This is a genomic window from Pseudomonas sp. o96-267, assembly GCF_003935465.1.
Lineage (GTDB): Bacteria > Pseudomonadota > Gammaproteobacteria > Pseudomonadales > Pseudomonadaceae > Aquipseudomonas > Aquipseudomonas sediminis.
This window is the reverse complement of the sequence record NZ_RHQP01000001.1, coordinates 221,043-240,128: the sequence shown is the minus strand read 5'-3', so window position 1 is coordinate 240,128 and position 19,086 is coordinate 221,043. Positions and strand designations below refer to the sequence as shown.

At 59.8% G+C, this 19,086-nt stretch carries 17 protein-coding genes; 16 read left to right on the top strand and 1 reads right to left on the bottom strand.

The genetic code is table 11. The annotated features are described in order from the left end of the window. The first annotated feature begins 115 nt into the window (after window positions 1-115). The 11 genes from rfaP to EGJ86_RS00990 all read left to right on the top strand — a co-directional run bounded on the left by rfaP (window position 116) and on the right by EGJ86_RS00990 (window position 11,929). Window positions 116-943, top strand: a complete 828-nt coding sequence (gene rfaP / locus EGJ86_RS01040; RefSeq protein ID WP_125833618.1) for a lipopolysaccharide core heptose(I) kinase RfaP — start codon at window positions 116-118, stop codon at window positions 941-943. Further along, complete coding sequence (locus EGJ86_RS01035) at window positions 940-1,677, top strand: lipopolysaccharide kinase InaA family protein (RefSeq protein WP_125833617.1); 738 nt, start codon at window positions 940-942, stop codon at window positions 1,675-1,677. Before rfaP ends, EGJ86_RS01035 begins: the two co-directional genes overlap by 4 nt. Continuing rightward, on the top strand, window positions 1,674-2,423 hold the full coding sequence (locus tag EGJ86_RS01030; protein WP_125833616.1) for a lipopolysaccharide kinase InaA family protein: 750 nt from the start codon (window positions 1,674-1,676) through the stop codon (window positions 2,421-2,423). The genes EGJ86_RS01035 and EGJ86_RS01030 overlap by 4 nt, the downstream gene beginning before the upstream one ends. After that, window positions 2,420-3,847, top strand: a complete 1,428-nt coding sequence (locus EGJ86_RS01025) for a lipopolysaccharide kinase InaA family protein (protein ID WP_125833615.1) — start codon at window positions 2,420-2,422, stop codon at window positions 3,845-3,847. The genes EGJ86_RS01030 and EGJ86_RS01025 overlap by 4 nt, the downstream gene beginning before the upstream one ends. 76 nt (window positions 3,848-3,923) lie before the next feature. Next, window positions 3,924-5,699 carry a carbamoyltransferase gene (locus EGJ86_RS01020; protein WP_125833614.1) on the top strand — a complete coding sequence of 592 codons (1,776 nt, stop codon included), beginning with the start codon at window positions 3,924-3,926 and terminating at the stop codon, window positions 5,697-5,699. Between the two features lie 32 nt (window positions 5,700-5,731). Continuing rightward, on the top strand, window positions 5,732-6,778 hold the full coding sequence (locus tag EGJ86_RS01015; RefSeq protein WP_125833613.1) for a polysaccharide pyruvyl transferase family protein: 1,047 nt from the start codon (window positions 5,732-5,734) through the stop codon (window positions 6,776-6,778). 215 nt (window positions 6,779-6,993) lie between these two features. Then, window positions 6,994-8,127: a glycosyltransferase gene (locus tag EGJ86_RS01010; RefSeq protein WP_125833612.1), complete on the top strand. Its 1,134-nt coding sequence runs from the start codon at window positions 6,994-6,996 to the stop codon at window positions 8,125-8,127. After that, the gene (locus EGJ86_RS01005; protein ID WP_125833611.1) at window positions 8,124-9,038 is read left to right on the top strand and encodes a glycosyltransferase family 2 protein; all 915 of its coding nucleotides are present in this window, start codon (window positions 8,124-8,126) and stop codon (window positions 9,036-9,038) included. Before EGJ86_RS01010 ends, EGJ86_RS01005 begins: the two co-directional genes overlap by 4 nt. 12 nt (window positions 9,039-9,050) lie before the next feature. Then, window positions 9,051-10,220, top strand: a complete 1,170-nt coding sequence (locus EGJ86_RS01000) for a glycosyltransferase (protein WP_218565864.1) — start codon at window positions 9,051-9,053, stop codon at window positions 10,218-10,220. Window positions 10,221-10,251: 31 nt separating this feature from the next. After that, window positions 10,252-11,043, top strand: a complete 792-nt coding sequence (locus tag EGJ86_RS00995; protein WP_125833610.1) for a glycosyltransferase — start codon at window positions 10,252-10,254, stop codon at window positions 11,041-11,043. 25 nt (window positions 11,044-11,068) lie between these two features. Further along, window positions 11,069-11,929, top strand: a complete 861-nt coding sequence (locus EGJ86_RS00990; protein ID WP_125833609.1) for a glycosyltransferase — start codon at window positions 11,069-11,071, stop codon at window positions 11,927-11,929. Here the strand turns inward: EGJ86_RS00990 and EGJ86_RS00985 are convergent. Beyond that, entirely contained in the window at window positions 11,862-13,139 is a 1,278-nt protein-coding gene (locus EGJ86_RS00985; RefSeq protein ID WP_125833608.1) for a hypothetical protein, read from the bottom strand. The genes EGJ86_RS00990 and EGJ86_RS00985 overlap by 68 nt on opposite strands. Before the next feature lie 74 nt (window positions 13,140-13,213). On the opposite strand from EGJ86_RS00985, the gene EGJ86_RS00980 reads away from it, so the two are divergent. The 5 genes from EGJ86_RS00980 to EGJ86_RS00960 all read left to right on the top strand — a co-directional run bounded on the left by EGJ86_RS00980 (window position 13,214) and on the right by EGJ86_RS00960 (window position 19,080). Then, on the top strand, window positions 13,214-13,948 hold the full coding sequence (locus EGJ86_RS00980) for a lipopolysaccharide kinase InaA family protein (RefSeq protein WP_125833607.1): 735 nt from the start codon (window positions 13,214-13,216) through the stop codon (window positions 13,946-13,948). 116 nt (window positions 13,949-14,064) lie between these two features. Next, a complete protein-coding gene (gene msbA, locus EGJ86_RS00975) occupies window positions 14,065-15,885 on the top strand; it encodes a lipid A export permease/ATP-binding protein MsbA (protein WP_125833606.1) in 1,821 nt (606 codons plus the stop codon). Between the two features lie 111 nt (window positions 15,886-15,996). After that, on the top strand, window positions 15,997-17,049 hold the full coding sequence (locus EGJ86_RS00970) for a glycosyltransferase family 9 protein (protein WP_158620890.1): 1,053 nt from the start codon (window positions 15,997-15,999) through the stop codon (window positions 17,047-17,049). Continuing rightward, window positions 17,049-17,960: a glycosyltransferase family 2 protein gene (locus EGJ86_RS00965; protein WP_125833604.1), complete on the top strand. Its 912-nt coding sequence runs from the start codon at window positions 17,049-17,051 to the stop codon at window positions 17,958-17,960. The genes EGJ86_RS00970 and EGJ86_RS00965 overlap by 1 nt, the downstream gene beginning before the upstream one ends. After that, entirely contained in the window at window positions 17,953-19,080 is a 1,128-nt protein-coding gene (locus EGJ86_RS00960) for a glycosyltransferase family 4 protein (protein ID WP_125833603.1), read from the top strand. The genes EGJ86_RS00965 and EGJ86_RS00960 overlap by 8 nt, the downstream gene beginning before the upstream one ends. Window positions 19,081-19,086 lie beyond the last annotated feature (6 nt).

Sequence of the window (19,086 nt, the reverse complement as noted above, 5' to 3'; positions counted from 1 at the left end):
GTGGTATCGACCATTCGGGCTCGCCGTCCTCGGTGCGAGGCAACGGTGGTCCCTCCGCCCGACTTGCGCTGTTTGCCGTATCCATAATGAGGGCGCAGCGCCTACAGGGAGGCTTATGCAGCTGATTCTTGCTGAACCATTCAAGTCCCTATGGGCCGGCAAGGATGCCTTTGAGGAAGTAGAGGGCCTGCAGGGGCAGGTCTACCGGGAACTCGAGGCGCGCCGAACGCTGCGCACCGAGGTGGACGGCAAAGGCTACTTCGTCAAAATTCATCGAGGGATTGGCTGGGGTGAAATTCTCAAGAACCTGGTCACGGCCCGACTGCCAGTGCTGGGCGCTGGTCAGGAGTGGAAGGCCATCCAGCGTCTGAGCGAAGCGGGTGTGTCGACCATGACTGCGGTCGCCTATGGCGAGCGAGGCAGCAATCCGGCGCAGCAACATTCCTTCATCGTCACCGAAGAGCTGGCGCCCACTGTCGATCTTGAGCAGTTAACGCTGAACTGGCACGCTCAGCCGCCAGCACCCGGGTTGAAACGGGCGCTCATCCGCCGCGTCGCGCAAATGACCGGACGCATGCATGCCGCCGGCGTGAATCACCGGGACTGTTATATCTGTCATTTTCTCCTGCATACCGACAAACCCCTCGACGCGGATGATTTCCGGCTGTCGATAATCGATCTGCATCGGGCGCAGGTGCGTGATGCCGTGCCGCGACGCTGGCGCGACAAGGACCTGGCCGGGCTGTATTTCTCCGCGTTGGGCATTGGCCTGACCCGGCGCGATCTGCTGCGCTTTCTCAAAGAGTATTTCGGCGTCGTCGACAGCCGCCCATTGCGCCTGATCCTGCAGGACGAGGCCGCGTTGCTGCGGTGGCTGCAGGGCAAGGCCGACCGGCTGCGCGCGCGTTATGTGCGCAAGTACGAAAAAGAAGGTGAAGCATGAGTCAGTGGCGCGTCACCGCCTTGACTACCCCCGAGGCAGCCAGGGCATTCGCGTCGCTGGATGCGGTCTTCGCTCTGCAGGGCGAGGCCATCACCCATGACCCGCTATCGGACGTCATTCGCGTCGAACTCGGTGGGCTGCGTTATTACGTCAAGCGCTACCACGGTGCCGGCAAGGGCGCCCGGCGCTTCATCGGCCGGCCGCGGGTCAAGGCCGAGTGGCAGAATCTCAAGTACTTCGCGGCCTGGGGTATTCCTACCGCGCCCATTGCCGCCTATGGGCTGGAGCGTAAGGGCGCGGCCTTTCACCGGGGCGCGCTGATTACCCAGGAGCTGGTCGATACCTCAGACATGTGGCGGCTCGCTTCCTCTGGCGATGCGCGCCTGCGTGATCGGGCCTGGGTTGAGGATGTCAGCTCTCAGCTGGCTCGCGCCACGCGCATCCTGCATGATCACCATTTCGCCCATAACGACCTGAAGTGGCGCAATCTGCTGGTCGATGAGCATCGCCGCCTGTATTTGATTGACTGCCCGACCGGGGCGTTCTGGTGGGGGCCTTTTTTGCGCAGACGCATCGTCAAGGACCTTGCCTGCCTCGATAAAGTGGCCAAGTATCATCTTTCACGTACGCAGCGCCTGCGCTTCTACCTGCAGTATCGAGGTCGCGACCGGCTCAGCGACAGCGACAAGCAACGTATCAGGCAGATCGTGCGGTACTTCGAGGGAAGAGAATGAAGGACTTCATCGACAGCGATGATCAAACGCTGCTCGAGCGTCATGGACTGGCCAGTTTCGAGGCGCTCTGGGCGCTCGAATTGCATGCGGTCGACGAACCCAACAAGGCGCCGCGCGGCGGTTGGAGCACGGTCTATCGGCTCGACCTGGAAGGCCATGGCTATTACCTCAAGCGCCAGAGCAATTACCTGACCCACAGCCTGGAGCGCCCCTGGGGTGAGCCGACCCTGGCGCGAGAGTTTCGCAACATTCGCCGCTATCAGCGCCTGGGTATCCCGGCCATGAGCGCCGCGTTCTACGCCGAGCGGCGCATCGATGGTGAGCGCCGAGCCGTGCTGCTGACCCGTGCCCTGGATGGCTGGCGCGACCTTGACAGCTGGCTGCCCGAGTGGCGCCAGCTCGCAGCCGAGCAGCGCCAGGCGATCGTCAGCGCCTGTGGTCTGCTGGCTCGCCGTGTGCATGAAAAGGGCCAGGTGCATGGCTGTTTCTACCCCAAGCACATCTTCCTGCAGCCACGAAATGATGGCTTTGCGGCGCAACTGATCGACCTGGAAAAGACCCGGCCGCTGTTTCTCGGCGAGCGGGACAGGGTCAAGGATCTCGAACCGTTGCTACGTCGCACCAATCCCTGGAATGAAGCGGATCACCTGGGCTTCCTGACCGCCTATCTGGGCAGTGGGCAGCATCTTGATCATTGGTCGCAGCGTCTTGCGGCGCGTTTGAAGGACAAGGCCCAACGCCAATGAAACTGGTTCTCCTCAACGAGGCGGGGCGTAATCCTGCGCTGCCGCTGTCGATCGATTTGCCGGGCGGTGAGTCACTCCAGTTGCACAGTCTGCTGCGTGTGTTGCCGGGGCAGCGTTATGTCGGCGAGGCGCAATGGCAGGGGCGCAACGTGCTCGCCAAGTTATTGGTTGGCAGCAAGGCTGAGCGACATTTTGCGCGAGAGCTGCAAGGTGCCCGGTTGTTGGTGGAGCAGAGGTTGTGCACGCCGTTGCTGCTCGATCATGGCGTCGCGGCAGGCGGCGGCTGGCTGCTGTTCGAGTTCCTGGAGGGCGCGCGCAGCCTGGCGGATGACTGGCAGGCCGTCGCCGGCGAAGCCTGGCTGAGCGATGCGCAGCAGCAGGTGCTGGGTGAGGCGCTTGGCGTTATCGGCGAGCTGCATCGTCGAGGTTTGTGGCAGGAGGACCTGCACCTGGACAACCTGCTGCGCCATGACGGCCGACTGCATCTCATCGATGGCGGCGGTATTCGCGCCGAGACGCCCGGGCAGGCCCTCTCCCGAGACCGCGTGCTGGAAAACCTGGGGTTGTTCTTCGCGCTGTTTCCCCGAGCCGTCGATGACTTTATCGAGGAGTTGTTGGTGCATTACCTGCTGGTCAACGGCGAACATGCACTGCCACTTGAGGCTCTGCTCAGGGCGGTGGCCAAGGCACGCGGGCTGCGCCTGCATACTTTCATGGCCAAGATCCAGCGAGAGTGCACGGCTTTTCGTGTCTGGCGCGGCCCGTCGCGTCTGCAAGTAGTGAGGCGCGAGGAGGACGCGGTGCTGGCGCCCATCCTGGCCGATCCCGATGCGGCGATAGCGGCTGGCGAGCCGCTCAAGCTGGGCGGCTCCTCGACCGTTGCGCGCATCGAGCAGGGCGGCCGGCAACTGGTCATCAAACGCTACAACATCAAGGGCTTCAGCCATTGGTTGCGGCGCTTCTGGCGGCCGAGCCGGGCCTGGCACAGCTGGTGCGAGGGTAATCGCCTGGATTTCCTCGGTATCGCCACGCCCAGACCGCTGGCCGTGCTCGAACGACGTACCCTGTGGCTGCGCCGCCAGGCCTATCTGATTACCGAACACGCGCCGGGTATGGATATAATCGCCCGTTTCGCGCACTGCGGGGCGGACGGGCTGCCGCCCGAGGCGGATTTGCAGGCCCTGGAGGCCTTGTTTGCGGCCCTGCTGCGCGAGCGCATCAGCCATGGTGACTGCAAAGGTAGCAATATCCTTTGGCAGGACGGCTGCTGGGCGCTGATCGATCTGGATGCCATGCAGTACCATGGCCAGGCCAGCAGCTTCAAGGCCGCCTATGCACGTGACCGTGCGCGCCTGCTGCGCAACTGGTCGGCCGACAGCGCCCTGTACCGTGAGCTTGATCGGCGCCTGCCAACACTTAATTGAGCCCTCCGACGGAGGCTCAGCGAAATCAAACCGTATCGGTTGTCGAGTCAGACAGCCGCGTTAAGAGGCTTTATCCGTGGCATTGACGATTCTTGGCCTGTCCGGCGCCCTCAGTCATGACCCTTCCGCGGCGTTGTACATCGATGGCAAGTTGATTGCTGCGGCGGAAGAAGAGCGCTTCGTGCGTGACAAGCACGCGAAGAATCGCATGCCTTACGAGTCGGCCAAGTTCTGCCTGGAGCAGGCCGGTATCAAGCCCTCCGATGTCGATGTGGTGGCGATTCCCTTCGCGCCCATCAGCCTGTTCGGCAAGGCGCGCTGGCATTATGCCAAGCGCTACTGGTACGCGCCGGATCGTGCCCTCGACGCCATCCTCATGGGTAACCGCCGTTACAAGCGCTATCGCAAGAAGATCGTCTGGTGCCTGGAGCAACTGGGTTTCGACGCCAAGAAGGTCAAGATCGAGCCGGTCGAGCATCACCTGGCCCACGCCGCCAGTGCCTATCACTGCTCGGGCTTCACCGAGAAGACCGCCATCCTCGGTATCGACGGCAAGGGTGAGTACGCCACCACCTTCTTTGGTTACGGCGAAAACGGTCGCATCCACAAGATCAAGGAATTCTTCGACCCGGACTCCCTGGGTGGCCTGTATGGTGCGGTGACCGAGTTCCTCGGTTTCGAAATGCTTGACGGCGAGTTCAAGGTCATGGGCATGGCGCCCTACGGCGATGCCAGCAAGTACGATTTTTCCCGTCTGGCCAAGTTCGAGAACGGCGAGCTGGTGATCAACACCGACTACGCCAACGTTATCGGCCTGCGCCGCCACAAGGAAAAGGGCAAGGGCTTCTACTTCTCGCCCAAACTGATCGAGTGGCTGGGGCCCAAGCGCGAAGGCGACATTGCCGACGACCCTTACATCCACTACGCCGCCAGCATGCAGGCGCTGTTCGAGAAGCTGGCGCTGGAGATGATGGATTACTACCTGGGCGACATCATCCGTGAAACCGGCAAGATCGCCTTCGCCGGCGGCTGCGCGCTGAACGTCAAGCTCAACCAGAAGATCATCGCCCGCCCCGAGGTCAAGGAGCTGTTCGTGCAGCCGGCCTCCGGTGACGCCGGCACTTCGGTTGGTGCCGCGGCTTACGTTTCCCACAAGCGCGGCGTGCCGGTGGAGAAGATGGAGCACGTCTACCTCGGCCCGGCCTACTCAAACGAAGACGTCATCGCCGCCTGCGCCCGCCACCCGAACGCGCCGAAATGGCAGAAGATCGACAACATGCCGCAGCGCATCGCGCAGATCATGGTCGATGGCAACCCGGTGGCGTGGTTCCAGGGCCGCATGGAATTCGGTCCGCGCGCTCTCGGTGGCCGTTCCATCATCGGTTGCCCGAGCATCCCCGGCGTGGCCGACCGCATCAACGAACAGATCAAGTTCCGCGAGCGCTGGAGACCCTTCTGCCCGTCGATGCTCGACACCGTCGCCGACAAGATGCTCAAGGTCGACCACCCGAGTCCGTTCATGACCTTTACCTTCGAGGTCAACGACGAGTGGAAGGAGCGTGTCAGCGAAGTCGTCCACGAGGACGGCACCTCCCGCGCCCAGGTGCTCAAGCGCGAGTACAACCCGCGCTGGTATGACCTGATGCTGGAGCTGGAAAAGCTCACCGGCAATGGCGTGTCGCTGAACACCTCGTTGAACCGCCGTGGCGAACCGATGATCTGCTCGCCGACCGATGCCCTGAACATGTTCTTCGGCTCGGACCTGCAGTGCCTGATCATGGAAGATATTCTGGTGGTCAAGGATGACGTCATTGCGCCGAACAGTGACCTGTCCGGCAGCGTGGAGTCTTAGGGGTGGCTGGCAGTCAGGCAAGGTTGAAGGCGTTGTTGTTCAACGACACGTCTTCGGAGGGGCACCACGGCTGCCATTTGGTGATGCAGCAGATCTACACACTGGCCGAACAGGCTGGCATGGATATTTTGCGCTCCTGCCCGATGTATCACGACTGGCAAACAGACGAGCAGTTGCAAGCCGACATCCGCGCGGCTGATATCTGCCTGGTCAACGGCGAAGGCACCATGCACGACGATGCGCCGCTGGCCCTGCGTTATGGGGCACTAGCGCGGTATTGCCGGGAACACGGCGTGCCCTGTTTTCTGATCAACTCCGTTTGGCAGAACAATGATCGGCTCAATGCCGATGCACCATTGTTCACGCGTATATTCGTGCGCGACGTTCTGAGTCAGGCCGCGCTGGGGGAGGTCGGCGTTTCGGCCGAGGTCGTACCGGATCTGACGCTGTCTTATCAATACCAGGGGGCTACGCCCGCTCGTCAGGGTCTGCTGATCAACGGCAGCGTGCTCACGGAGCGGTTGCGCGAAGCATGGCGCATCAGCTGTGCCAATCCCCGGCTGCGTTATTTCAGCATCCGCACTGTTGCGCCCCTGCAGCTGGGTAAGGGTTTCGATATCTATCTGCGCAAGAATCTGCGCAAGCGGCTGAAGGCCTACCGGCGTATCGCTGCCAGTTATTTGCATCGCTACCCCGCCGACTTACCAAACTCCCGGATCGACAAGCTGCGCTGGCGTTACGCCGTGCTGTCCCCCAAACGTTTCCTGGCTTTGCTGCGGCGCTCCGAAGGCGTAATCACCGGGCGTTTTCATTTGGTTACCTTGTGTCTGGTCACCGGTACTCCCTTCTACGCCATTCCTTCTAATACTCACAAGATCGAGGCTCTGCTGACGCAAGTCGGCTTGAGTGATCGCCTTCGCCTGTCATACGAAAATGCCGCTTCCGATGCTTGCGTCATCGCCTTCAGCGAGAGGGAGCAGGCGCACATCGAGCGCCTCTTGCAAGAGGCCCGTAGAAGGGCCCGAGAGATGTTTGCGGCCATGGCGCAAGTAGCCAAGAGTCGCCGTGAAGCCGCTTAATGCTCATAACCATGCCAGTTAGACGTAGATGACTCGTCAGTCAAGGTTGTTTTGTTGCCGTTCATCAGAAAAAATTGAACTAGCTGAAAAACCTTGCCTCCGACAGTTAAGGTCGAAGCATCGGCTGTTCAGGTTAAGGGCTAGAATTCTTTTTTAAGTAGTGACTTTCAAGGGTGCGTACAGGTACCTGACGTTGTCGTTAATTGGTAGGGATCATGAAAACCAATAATAAGAACCAAGCATGGGTGCTGCAGATTTGTCATGGTTACGATGGGCCGTTTCTCGATTGTGCTCGACAATATGCCGTGCTTTTTGCCGACACTCCCTACAAGGTGATGACCGTATACCTGAGCGGCAAGTACGATGCTCAGGTGGAAGCGGGATCTGCCTCCGATGAGGTGGTCTTTCTCGAATACAGCAGCAAGCAGTTGAGGGGCTTGAAGCTCGGCGCGATTCGAGCGATTCGTCGCATTGCTTCTCAACGCAACTTCGCCCTGTGCATTGCCCATCGCTCCAAGCCTGCCTATGTGGCCATGCTGGGCACCAAGCTTCCAGTGATCGGTATTCATCACGCCTTCGGCGATTACCAGCGCAAGTCGCGCCAGCTCTTCGCCAACCTGTTTCGTAAGCGGCTTTACCTGTTTGGCGTATCCGACGCGGTTCGTGATGACCTGCGCGCTTGCTTGCCGGGGTGGCCGCAACAGCGCATTCAGACGCTCTACAACCGGATTGATCTGCAAGCCGTGCAGTCCGAGCAGCTTTCACGTTCAGCCGCGCGCGAGGCGCTTGGCCTGCCGAGTCAGGCTTGGGTGATCGGTAACGTGGGGCGGTTGCATCCTGACAAGGATCAGGAAACCCTTATCCGCGCCTTTGCCGACGCGCTTCCCACTTTGCCGAACAACAGTCTGCTGGTCATAGTCGGAGAGGGGCGGCTCGAGGCGAAGCTCAAGGCCTTGGTGGCCGAACTGGGTATCGCAGAGCAGGTTCGTTTCCTGGGGCATGTGCCGCAAGCTCGGCGCTACTTCCGGGCCTTCGATATGTTTGCTCTAAGTTCTGATCACGAGCCTTTCGGCATGGTGTTGCTCGAGGCCATGGCGGCTGGTTTGCCTGTGGTCTGCAGCGATTGCGGTGGCGGCAGGGAAGTGGTCGGCGAGAGTGGAGAACTGTTCACCTTCGGTGATTGGCATGCCTTGTCTGCCAGTCTGCGAAACGTCGCGTCGGTTCAGCAGAAGGAACTGGAACGGCTTCGCGAAGACATGCGCGGCCGGCTGGAGAGCCGCTTCGTCGACTCTGCAGTCGCTCCGCGTTTCTTCGACACCCTGTCCCGCTGGTCGGGATGCCGCTTATGAGCGTTAGCGAGCGCCCCGGTGCGCCTTTGGTCAGCGTCATTGTGCCTTGCTACAACTACGCGTCCTATGTGGGCGATGCACTGCGCAGTATCCTCGAGCAGGATTATCAGTCCATCGAGCTGATCGTGATCGATGACGGATCAACTGATGACAGTGCGCGCTGTATCGAGGATGCGCTGCGCGACTGGCGCAGTTACCCGGGGGTACGTCGCGTGGAATTCATCCGTCAGTCCAATCAAGGGGTCAGCGCCGCGCTGAACAAAGGGCTGGAATTGGCGCAGGGTGAATTCGTCGCCACGTTCGATGCGGACGATGTCATGGTGCCCGGTCGTATCGCGCTGCAAGCCCATTACCTGATGAAACATCCGGAAGTCGGGTGCCTTGGCGGTCGTGCGCAGCGTATCGATCAGCATGGTGCGATACTGCCGAAGAAAAACAAGGCTCGTGAGGTCCGGAGCTATGATTTCTCCCAGGCGCTGGCTCAGGCCTTGGTGGTAGGCGGAAATCTGGTGATGTATCGGCGCGATGCTATGCTCGCGGCCGGCATGTATGACCCTTCGTTGCGTGTGCAGGATTTTCAGATGACTCTGAAAATCGCCCATGCAGGTTACCGTATCGATGTCATACCCGACACCGTGACCCTGTATCGCAAGCACGAAGGAGGTTTGTCGCGTAATTATCTTGCCGAGTACCGTTACGGTATGCAGTTGCTTGATCTATTCCGCGATCATCCGGCTTACGAGTCCGGAAAGGCGCGCTTGCTCACCAAGATACTCGGTCCAGCCGTAACCCAGGACAAACGGTTCGCGTGGAGACTTTTCGCGCAGATCCCCCTGCGGCAGTGGGATCGTCAGCTGTTCAAGCGCTTTCGGCACCTACTGTTGAAACCGCGAGCCAGGCAAGCGTGCTGAGCTGCCATCAGTGTGCAGCGCAGCCGTCACCTGGCGATCAAGCGATCATTAATTCGAGCTACCGGCCGGGTGTTGCAAAGCAGTACCCGGAGCCTATGGATGGATGACATGGAGCACATGCTCGATAGCGATACGACGCCTGTTGGCAAACGCAAGTATTTGATTCTGGATGGCATAGGCGGCGTGCCACTGGGCCGCGAGTTGTACGAGGCCTTTCTCGGCGCTGGTGTGTCAGCAGTCCACTGGGATGCTTTGCAGCAGAAGCCGCGCCGCTGGTATGGCGTGGCATCGGCACTTTACAAGGCGAGAAACAAAGCCCGCGAACGGGACGGCTTCACTCATTTGCCGCGTCTGTCGCTGCAACCGCTGCGCAAGCTCATCGAGGAAGAGGCGCCGACGCACGTGTTGGTGATCGGCTTCCTGTACAAGCACTACGACGTGGATCAGGTGGCAAGCATGGTGCGTGGCGCCGGGGCGCGCTTCATGCTCTACGATACCGACAGTTGCAACCTGTATTCCAAACGCCGGGAGTTTCTCTACTTCATCGGGCAGGAGCTGCCACGTTACGACCAGCTGTTCTCCTTCTCTGCGGTGACGACGCGTTTCTTTCGTGAAACCTTGGGGCTCGAGGCTCTGCACTTGCCGTTCGGTGCCGTGGTCCTGCCTCAGCATCAGGCTGAGCCAGAGCATGATGTGCTGTTCGTTGGTAGCGCCGATTTGCGCAGGGTGTTCCTGCTGGAAAATATCCGCGAACACCTGACGGTGCGCGGCAATCGCTGGCGTCGTAACCGGGCACTGATGTCTTCGGCGCTGCAACAGCGCGTCGACGATAGAACCGTATGGGGTGAGGAGTTGCGGCAGTTGCTACAGACTTCTCGAATGGTGCTCAACATCACCCGCTCGGATTTTTATGGCGCCGAAACAGGCGTCAATCTAAGGATTTTCGAAGCGCTATCGGCAGGCTGTTTCCTGATGACCGACTACTGTGAGGAAATCGCCGAGCTGTTCACGCCTGGAGAGGAAATCGAGATATTTCGCTCAAGAACCGAGCTGAGGGACAAGGTTCGTCATTATCTGGCCAACCCCGAAGAGCGTGAGCGTATCGCACGTAAGGGGCAGGCGCGCTTTCTTGCAGAACACACCTGGACGCATCGCGTGGCGCGTATTCTGGCCTGTTCCTGATGGCGATCTTTTTTACGTTTCGAGATATCGCATGAATGATTTCCTTGCATCGTCACCCGTATGGTTTGACGTAGTGATACTCAGCTTCGCCAAGGACGACGCCTTGCGCCAAGTTACCGAACACTGCCTGGACTCTCTGGTCGCTTCGGAAGATTCCGAGCGGATTCGCTTCCGTATCTGGGTGCTCGAGTCGAATGCACAAGCGCCTATTTATACGCAGCCGGGCGTGGTCACGCTCTATCCCAAAGGCGTTTTCAACTACCACGCCTATATGAACATCGGCATTCGCGAAGGACAGGCGCCCTTCGTGGCCATTTGCAACAACGATCTGTCCTTCCATCCCGGCTGGGCTTCAGAGCTGCTGCGTGTGTTCGAACAAGATCCGAGCGTCAGCAGTGCCAGCCCGGCTTGCTCCCTGCATCATCCGGCCAAGGGGTTCCCGCTCGACAGCGGTGTCTATCCAGGCTACGGCGTGCTGCGGGAAATTTCCGGGTGGTGCCTGGTATTTCGCCGATCCATTCTGGACGTCATCGGCGCGCTGGATGAGCGGTTTTTCTTCTGGTACGCCGATAACGACTACGCCTTGACGCTGCAGGCAAATGGATTGCGGCACGTGCTGGTCACCTCTTCGGTCGTCGATCATCTCGATAGCCGCACGTTGAGTACTCACACCTCGGCTCGCCAGTGGCTGATGACCAAACGAGCCAAGTACATATTCGAGGAAAAATGGCTCGGCCGTAGCCGGGGTTACCTGCTGCGTAAAAAGCTCAAGCTGTACCTCAAGTTTCCACTCTATTACCTGGGGCTGAAGAAAGTTAAATGAACGGTGGTTTTTCGGGACGCGTCGCGTGATTTCCGTTGTGATTTGCAGCGCCCAACCCGCACGGTTGCAGGCGGTGGCTCGCAATATCGAGGCCACGATCGGTGTCGAACACGAGCTGATCGCCATGGACAACAGTATCGAGGGGCGAGGTATTTGTGCGGTCTACAACGAGGGGGCGTCGAGGGCGAGCTTCCCCTTCGTGTGTTTCGTGCATGAGGATGTCGAGTTCCTCAGCCCGGATTGGGGCGCGCGTGCGCTAGCTCATTTCTCAGGCGACGCAGAGCTTGCCCTCATCGGGCTGGCAGGAAGCCGCTACAAGGCGGCAACTCCCTCTGGTTGGCACAGCGGTGATGAAGACGATCTTTGCATCAACATACTGCACGGTTCATCGAGAGCAGATGCCAGCGCGGCTTTCGCCAAGCCTGCCGACAGCGGTTCGAGCCAATGCGTTCCTGTCGTGGCGCTGGACGGCGTCTGGCTGTTCGCGCGCCGTTCGGTATGGGCTCAAACGCGCTTCGATGAGCGAGTGACGGGTTTTCATTTCTACGACGTTGACTTCAGCCTGCGCGTGGCCCGGGCCGGCAAGGTCGCAGTCGTGTTCGATATTGATCTTTTGCACTTTTCAATGGGCAGCTTTGGCGAGGCCTGGGCTCGCCAGGCGCTTGCCTACGCTGATGCTGCGCCGCTGGAGTTGCCTTTTTCCAGCGCGCGGCCGTTGGCCAAGGGGCAGCAGCGGCGTAAGGAGGCGCTAGCGGTGCGCTACTGGCTGCGCTTGTTGAGAAGAGCGCACCTTCCGCTGGCATTGCGCGTTCGCTGGCTTAAGGCCGTGGGAATTCAGCGCTATCCGGCTCAATGGCGGGTGGCGTTGAAGTTTCTGCTGCGTTGATGATTTCGCGGTAGCGAAAAAACGAGGCGCCCAGCAGATAATCGGCGATCGGTCGGGTGTCGATTGGAGATTCAATCAGCGCTGCCAGCTCCGCGGCAGTCCGGAAACTGGGGACTCCATCTGCGGTGAGGTTGAGGCTCTGTGCCCGATACAGTGCACAGGGGACGTCGAACAGCATCGTTTCGAACAGGCTGGTGGTATTGAAGCCGACGACTAGGTCGTAGCGTCCGGCGCTTAGCGTATCGGCAAGGGTAGGGCTGTCATCGAGCGTTGCGCTGGCCGGCAGAGCAGCCAGCAATGCTGCATTGCTGGCGAGCAGCGGATGCAGGCGCACGGTCAGCGGATAGCATGGCTGCAGTGCGGCCAGTAAATGGAGAAGTTCGATGCTGTCCTTCACGTAGCGTTTGCCTGGCAGCACGCAAAGGAGGTTCTTCTGCGCGTGTGCGGGCCGCGGTGAAACATGGGCCGGCTCAGGCGGGTTAATGTAACCGGCAACCTGCATGTCGAAATCGGGGGATCGGCCTGTTTCGCGGTAAAACGCCTCGATCTCCGTGCGGCAGAACTCGCTCCAGACCAACAAAGTATCGGCGGTGACGTTTTCGTAGTTGATGATGTCGATCGGTTGTTCGCCGCGATAACGATGATAAAGCCCATGCTGCAGCGAGTAGGTCGGCAGGCCATGATGCCGGCAGGCGGCGACCAGAAAACACTCGGGAATGTTGGCGCTGTTGTAGCTCACCAGGGAGGTGATTTGCTGGGGTATCTGCAGTGTGTCGATGGCTTTGAAATGTTTGATGGTGTGGCACAAGACGCTGAATACGTAGAGCCGTTGTAGCCAGGGCAACGGGCAGCGCCGTGTTATCTTCCAGGCTGCGTACATGGCACGCCAGTCCAGCGATTTGTCGGCGTCCTGCTTGATGGCAGGCATGAAGCTGATATTGCGCTCGAGCTGCTTGCCCAGGCTCATGGCCAAGGCGCTCTGGTCATCGCGGTCGCAGTGCCAGATGTACGCGTGGCCCTTCAACTGCTCGTGGTTGCTGTAACGCGGCGTCATGCGTATCAGCTTGATTGCGCTGCGAATGCGCTTGCGTGTAGAGCGATTGTCGAACAGCAGGTGTGCCAGCAGCGCGGCTGCTGGATTGCATAGGTTGTGGCCGGCATAAGTAGCGAGCCTTAGGCTCTCTTTTGTTTTGGCGTAGAGGCTATACATGAATCGATCCATGGGGCAGCAAGAGGCTGCACGCGAAGCACCCGACGCCGCCAGACTTCACTGGGAGGCTTTAGGTGAGTAAAACCATAGTCTTTCAAAAGGAGCTGCTCGGGCGCAAACAGATCGGGGCGTTGTTGCCGGTCTTCGCTCAGTTAGACGATTTTGCGCCGGGGCGAGCGGTCGCCAGGATTACGCGGGAAGACGACGTCCTGTTCGTCAAACGCTATCGCCGCTCGATGAAACCCTGGTGGAAGCGAATATTGCGTCGGGCCTACCGATCTCCTCTACGCGATGAGGCGATGGTGCTGGCAAGGCTGCATACACTGGGATTTGCAGCCCCAGAGCCACTACTGTACACGGAAACCCGGCATCCGCGCTGTCACGAAAGCCTGCTGCTTACGCGGTTTTTGCCGGGCGTACCACTGGCGACATTGACGGGGTCGCAATTGTTGCGAGGCGCTTGCCAGTCGCTGAGCCTGCTTGGCCAATTGCACGGTCACGGCATCGCCCATGGCGACTGTAACCCCTATAACTTCTTGGTCGCCGACGAAACTTGTCTGCTGGATTTCGAGCGTGCAGATGATTTCAGCGAAGAAGCAGGCGTCGAAGATCTGAAGAAGATTCTCCTTCGCTTGCGCGATCTGGGGCTGAGTGATCCCGAACTTCAAGATGTGGTCGCATGCTATGCCTCTGCAATTAGGTCGCCGAGGTTCGACGCACGGGCTGTGCTGAATGAGCTGCATGGTATGAGCGTGGCCTGCAAACCGACACGCTGGCGTCCGCCGCAGGAGTTGCAGAGTTCGCCATGACGCCATCCTGAGCTGTGCGCCAATGCAGGCGCACAAATGCGAAGGTATTTCGCCTGCATTTGGTTGCGTGTTGCCTGATGGTACAATCGCGCGCTTAATCACAGAGCCAGCATCTTATGCCTGATTCAAGCGCCAAACCGTCTTCCCTCTCCAGCTTCAAGTTGTACATGCGGCTGTTGAGCTACATGAGGCGTTACTGGTTCATGTTCGGCGTCAGCATGATCGGTTACATCATTTTCGCCTCGACTCAGCCGATGCTCGCCGGCCTGCTCAAATACTTCGTCGACGGGCTCGCCAGCCCCGAGGCCGGTATGGTCGAATTGCCGCTGCTGGGCAGCATGCAGTTGCTCTACGGCGTACCGCTGGCGCTGCTGCTGATCACCTTCTGGCAGGGCATCGGCTCCTTTCTTGGCGGCTATTATCTGGCTCGGGTATCGCTGGGGTTGGTACAGGATCTGCGCATCGCGCTTTTCAACAACCTGCTGACACTGCCCAACCGCTATTTCGACAACCACTCCACGGGCTACCTGATTTCCCGCATCACCTACAATGTCGGTTCGGTCACCGGCGCGGCGACGGACGCCTTGAAGGTCATGGTGCGCGAAGGCCTGACGGTGGTTTTCCTGTTCGGTTATCTGCTGTGGATGAACTGGAAACTGACCATGGTGATGGTGGCGATCCTGCCGCTCATTGCACTGATGGTTAAGAGCGCGAGCAAGAAATTCCGTAGCCAGAGCCGCAAGATCCAGAGCGCCATGGGCGAATTGACCCATGTGTCTTCCGAGACCATCCAGAACTACCGCGTGGTGCGCAGCTTCGGCGGCGAGCGCTATGAGCGCGAACGCTTCCACGAAGCGAGTGAAGACAGCACCCGCAAGCAGCTGCGCATGACCCGTACCAGTGCGATCTACACACCCAGCCTGCAACTGGTGAACTACGCCGCCATGGCGTTCCTGATGTTCCTGGTGCTGTTCCTGCGCGGCGACGCCAGTGTCGGTGATCTGGTGGCGTATATCACCGCCGCAGGGCTTCTGCCCAAGCCGATTCGCCAGCTTTCGGAGGTCAGTTCGACCATCCAGAAAGGGCTTGCCGGCGCCGAAAGCATCTTCGAACAACTGGACGAGGCGCCCGAGCCGGATCAGGGCACGGTCGAGAAAGAGCGGGTCAGTGGAGCTCTCGATGTCAAACATCTGAGCTTCGTCTACCCGGGCACTGAAAAAACTGTCCTGCAGGACATCAGTTTTAGCGTGGAACCGGGGCAGATGGTGGCGTTGGTCGGTCGTTCAGGTAGCGGCAAGTCGACTCTGGCCAATCTGATTCCGCGTTTCTACCAGCATGATCAGGGTCAGATTCTGCTCGATGGCACGCCGATAGAAGACTATCGCGTCGAGAACCTGAGAAAACATATCGCCCTGGTCACGCAGCAGGTTTCCCTATTCAACGACTCCGTGTTGAACAATATCGCCTACGGCGATCTCAGGCACCTGCCTCGCGAGGCGGTCGAGCAGGCCGCCGAAGCCGCTTATGCCCGCGAATTCATTGATCTGCTGCCCCAGGGCTTCGAAACCCGGGTAGGTGAGAACGGCGTCATGCTGTCGGGCGGCCAGCGTCAGCGTCTGGCGATTGCCCGGGCGTTGCTCAAAAGCGCGCCTGTGCTGATTCTCGATGAAGCAACCTCGGCCCTGGATACCGAGTCCGAGCGCTATATCCAGGCGGCGCTGGATAGGGTCATGGAGGGTCGCACGACGCTGGTCATTGCGCATCGATTGTCGACCATCGAGAAAGCCGATCTGATCCTGGTCATGGATCAGGGACGTATCGTCGAGCGCGGTACCCACGATTCACTGCTTGCGCAGAACGGTTACTACGCCCGCCTTCATGCCTTGGGCCTCGAGGAAAAGGATGAACCGCAAGTGCAGGAGCAGTCCGAGCCCTGACTGAAAGGGCGGACGTCGAGGCGACAACGACACGGCGTTCCGAATGAGCGGATGTGCTCAAAAGTTTGCAGTACTTGGTCACGGACGATATTGGATTATGCGGGAGTTTTGATGGGCGAGGTTTTAACGCACGCTGATACCCATCTATCAGTGGTGTCGGCTGATTGTCGGATCGCATTGGTGCCTTCCATGGGCCTGGGCGATGGATGCGTCTATCTGGTACTGGCTGCCAACCTGGCGCGCGCTGGTTATCGGGTGACAGTGCTTAGCAATCACTTTGGCGCCCTCAACGACTGGTTGCCGCTATTCGAGACCCGGCCGCTGCCGTTGCCCGCGGACACATTCGCGGTGCTCGATGGTTTCGATCTGGTCATCTCAGACATGGGTAGCATGCTGACCCGCTATGCTGAGGCGGCCGAGAAATTGGCCAGGCGTTATGTCTTCGTCGGCACACTCAAAGTCGACTCACGATTCGTGCAAGACCCGGCGGTCGATACCCTGGCGCGACTGCCTGCGGAAAAGGCTCGCCTTCTGGCTCCTCTGGCTGCAGCCGCCGGGCCGCTGCGTTGCCTGCCGGACGATAGCGTCAGTATGGTCGAGCAGGCGGTCGCCTTCTGCCGTATGCGCTTGGGGCTGAGCGATGCCAGTAGCGATATCGGCCTGCAGACGCCGCCCACGCTCCAGCATCGCCGACATGCTCGGCGTGTGATGTTCCACCCGCTTTCGTACAACGTGAAGAAGAACTGGCCCGCATCCAAGTATCTGGCCTTGGCCAGGCGTTTGCGCGCCGCCGGCTATCAACCGCAGTTCGTGCTGTCGCCCAAGGAGCGAGACGATCATGTGGATGTGTTCGCACCCGAATTCGAGGTCCCCGAGTTTCCAGATGCCAGAGCGTTGGCCGCGCACTTGTACGAGTCGGGTTATGTGATTGGTAACGATTCGGGGGTTGGCCATTTGGCTTCGGCGTTGGGCGTGCCGGTTCTGACGCTTTATCGCAAGCGACGAGATGGTTTTTGCTGGCGACCGGGCTGGGGCACAGGCCAAGTCGTGCGGCCGGCTTTGTCGCTGAGTTTCATGCGTGATCGATGGGCGATGTTCATGAGTGTCAATCGCGTGGCCAGAGGCTTCCGCGTACTGAGTCGAAAGGTCGGAGGGGACCGGTAATGAGTGGGCCTACTGCGATCACGATCGTTATTCCGGCATATAACTATGCCAAAACCCTGGGACGCACCGTTCGCTCGGTGGTGCCGCAGTTGGGTGATGACGATGAGCTGCTGATCATCGATGACGGCTCCAAGGACGACACGCCGCAAGTCATCGAGGCGTTGAAGGTCGAATTCCCCGATCGCTTTACCGCACTGCGCAAGGGAAATGGTGGGTTGGCCTCCGTGCGCAATCTGGGTATCGAGAGGGCTCGCCATGACTGGCTGATCTTTCTCGATGCGGATGACGAAATGGCTCCACACAGCCTGGCTCTGATTCGTGCGCACCTGATCGGCAACCCCCATACGCGTATGGTGATCGGCGGGCACTGGTCGGTCGATCAGAATGGGCGGCGTCGCCAGCATTCGCCCGATCATTTGCCTGATACACCGCTGCTCCGTGTGCGCGCCTATCTGCTCGACAAGACAATGAGCATTTCCAACGGCGCCTGCGTGATGCATCGCTCCATCTTTCAGGCTGGCAACTATCCCGAGCGTTTTCGCAACGCCGAGGACATTCCCGTCTTCGCGCAGACCCTTGCGGCGTATCCGATCACGCTGCTGTCAGAACCATTGGCGATGATTCACAAGCATAGCGACAGCCTTCGCCATGATTTTTCTTCCAGCCTCGCGGGCGGGGTTGAACTGGTCGACGAGGTGTTCGGGCGATTGCCCGAGGCACTGCAACAACTGCGCGCCGCCTTTTACCAGCAACGCTGCCTGTCACTGTTTCGCAGTGCCTGCCTGGCAAGAGATTTGCCAGCTGCCAAGCAATTCTACCGTCAAGCGGTGGCGAGCGACTGGCGTGTCCTGCTGAAGCTGTCTTATTTGCGCAAGGCTATTCGTCTGTGGATAGGACGGATGGATGGCTAAGGTCCTGAAAGTTCTGCAGCTGCAGACGCGCTATAACGCAGCGGACACCAATTCCGACCTGGGCGAACAGATCCTGCAGGGGCTGCCTGCAGAGCGCTTCGAGGTGGTCAATGCCTACCTGGAAGGCCGGCCTGCTGAGGGGGCGCTCAACCCGCCAGGCCGACGCCAGGTGTTCTTCGAATTCAATGAGAAGGACATGAGCGGTTTACGCCGCAAGGTGCGGGCGCGACTGCTGGCGTTCTGTCGTGAGGAAGGTTTCGATGTGGTGCTGCTGCACCGTTTCAAGGCCGTGAACCTGTTCATGCACCTCAACAAGCAGCTGCGTATTGCCCGCTGTATCGGCGTGTCCCACGGCTTTGGCGAGTACGACCGGTTCTATCGGCGCTGGCAGGCCAGGCGTTTGATTGATGAGCGCTGGCGCTTTGTCGGGGTCTCGCCGGCGGTGGTCGACTACCTCGTCTCCTTGCGCTGTGGTTTCACGGCGGCGAACACGCTGGCGATAACCAATGCGCTGGATATCGACCTGGCCGAGTCCCTACAACTGTCTCGAGACGAAGCGCGTCAGGCGCTGGGCTTGCCGATGGAGCCGGTGATCATCGGTGCCATCGGGCGCCTGGTTCCGATCAAAGGTCATACCCATCTGATCAAGGCATTCGCTGCCGTGAGTCGGGAATTCCCGCATGCGCATCTGGCTATCATCGGTGGGGGGCGTGAACAGAGCAATCTCGCCGCGCTGATCGTCGAGTCCGGTTTGCAGGGACGCGTACATCTGTGCGGTACCCAGCCCGATGCCATGCGCTATGTAAGGGGCTTCGACATCTTCGCCATGCCTTCGCTACAGGAAGGGCTTGGGCTCGCGCTGCTCGAAGGCATGTGCGGCCGCTTGCCGGTGATGGGTTCGGACATTCCCGCGATGCGCCCACTCTTACAAGGAGCTGGAGGGCGATTGTTTCGCCCTGGCGATGTGGCCGCGCTGACCGAACAACTGCGGGCTAGCCTGGCCGATAGCGAGGTCGAGCGAGTTGAGCTGGGGGAGCGGGCTTACCGCTACCTCAGGCGCGAGCATGATATCGAAGATTTTCGCCGTAAATACCGAGAGCTGCTCGAGGGCAGCCACTGACAGGAT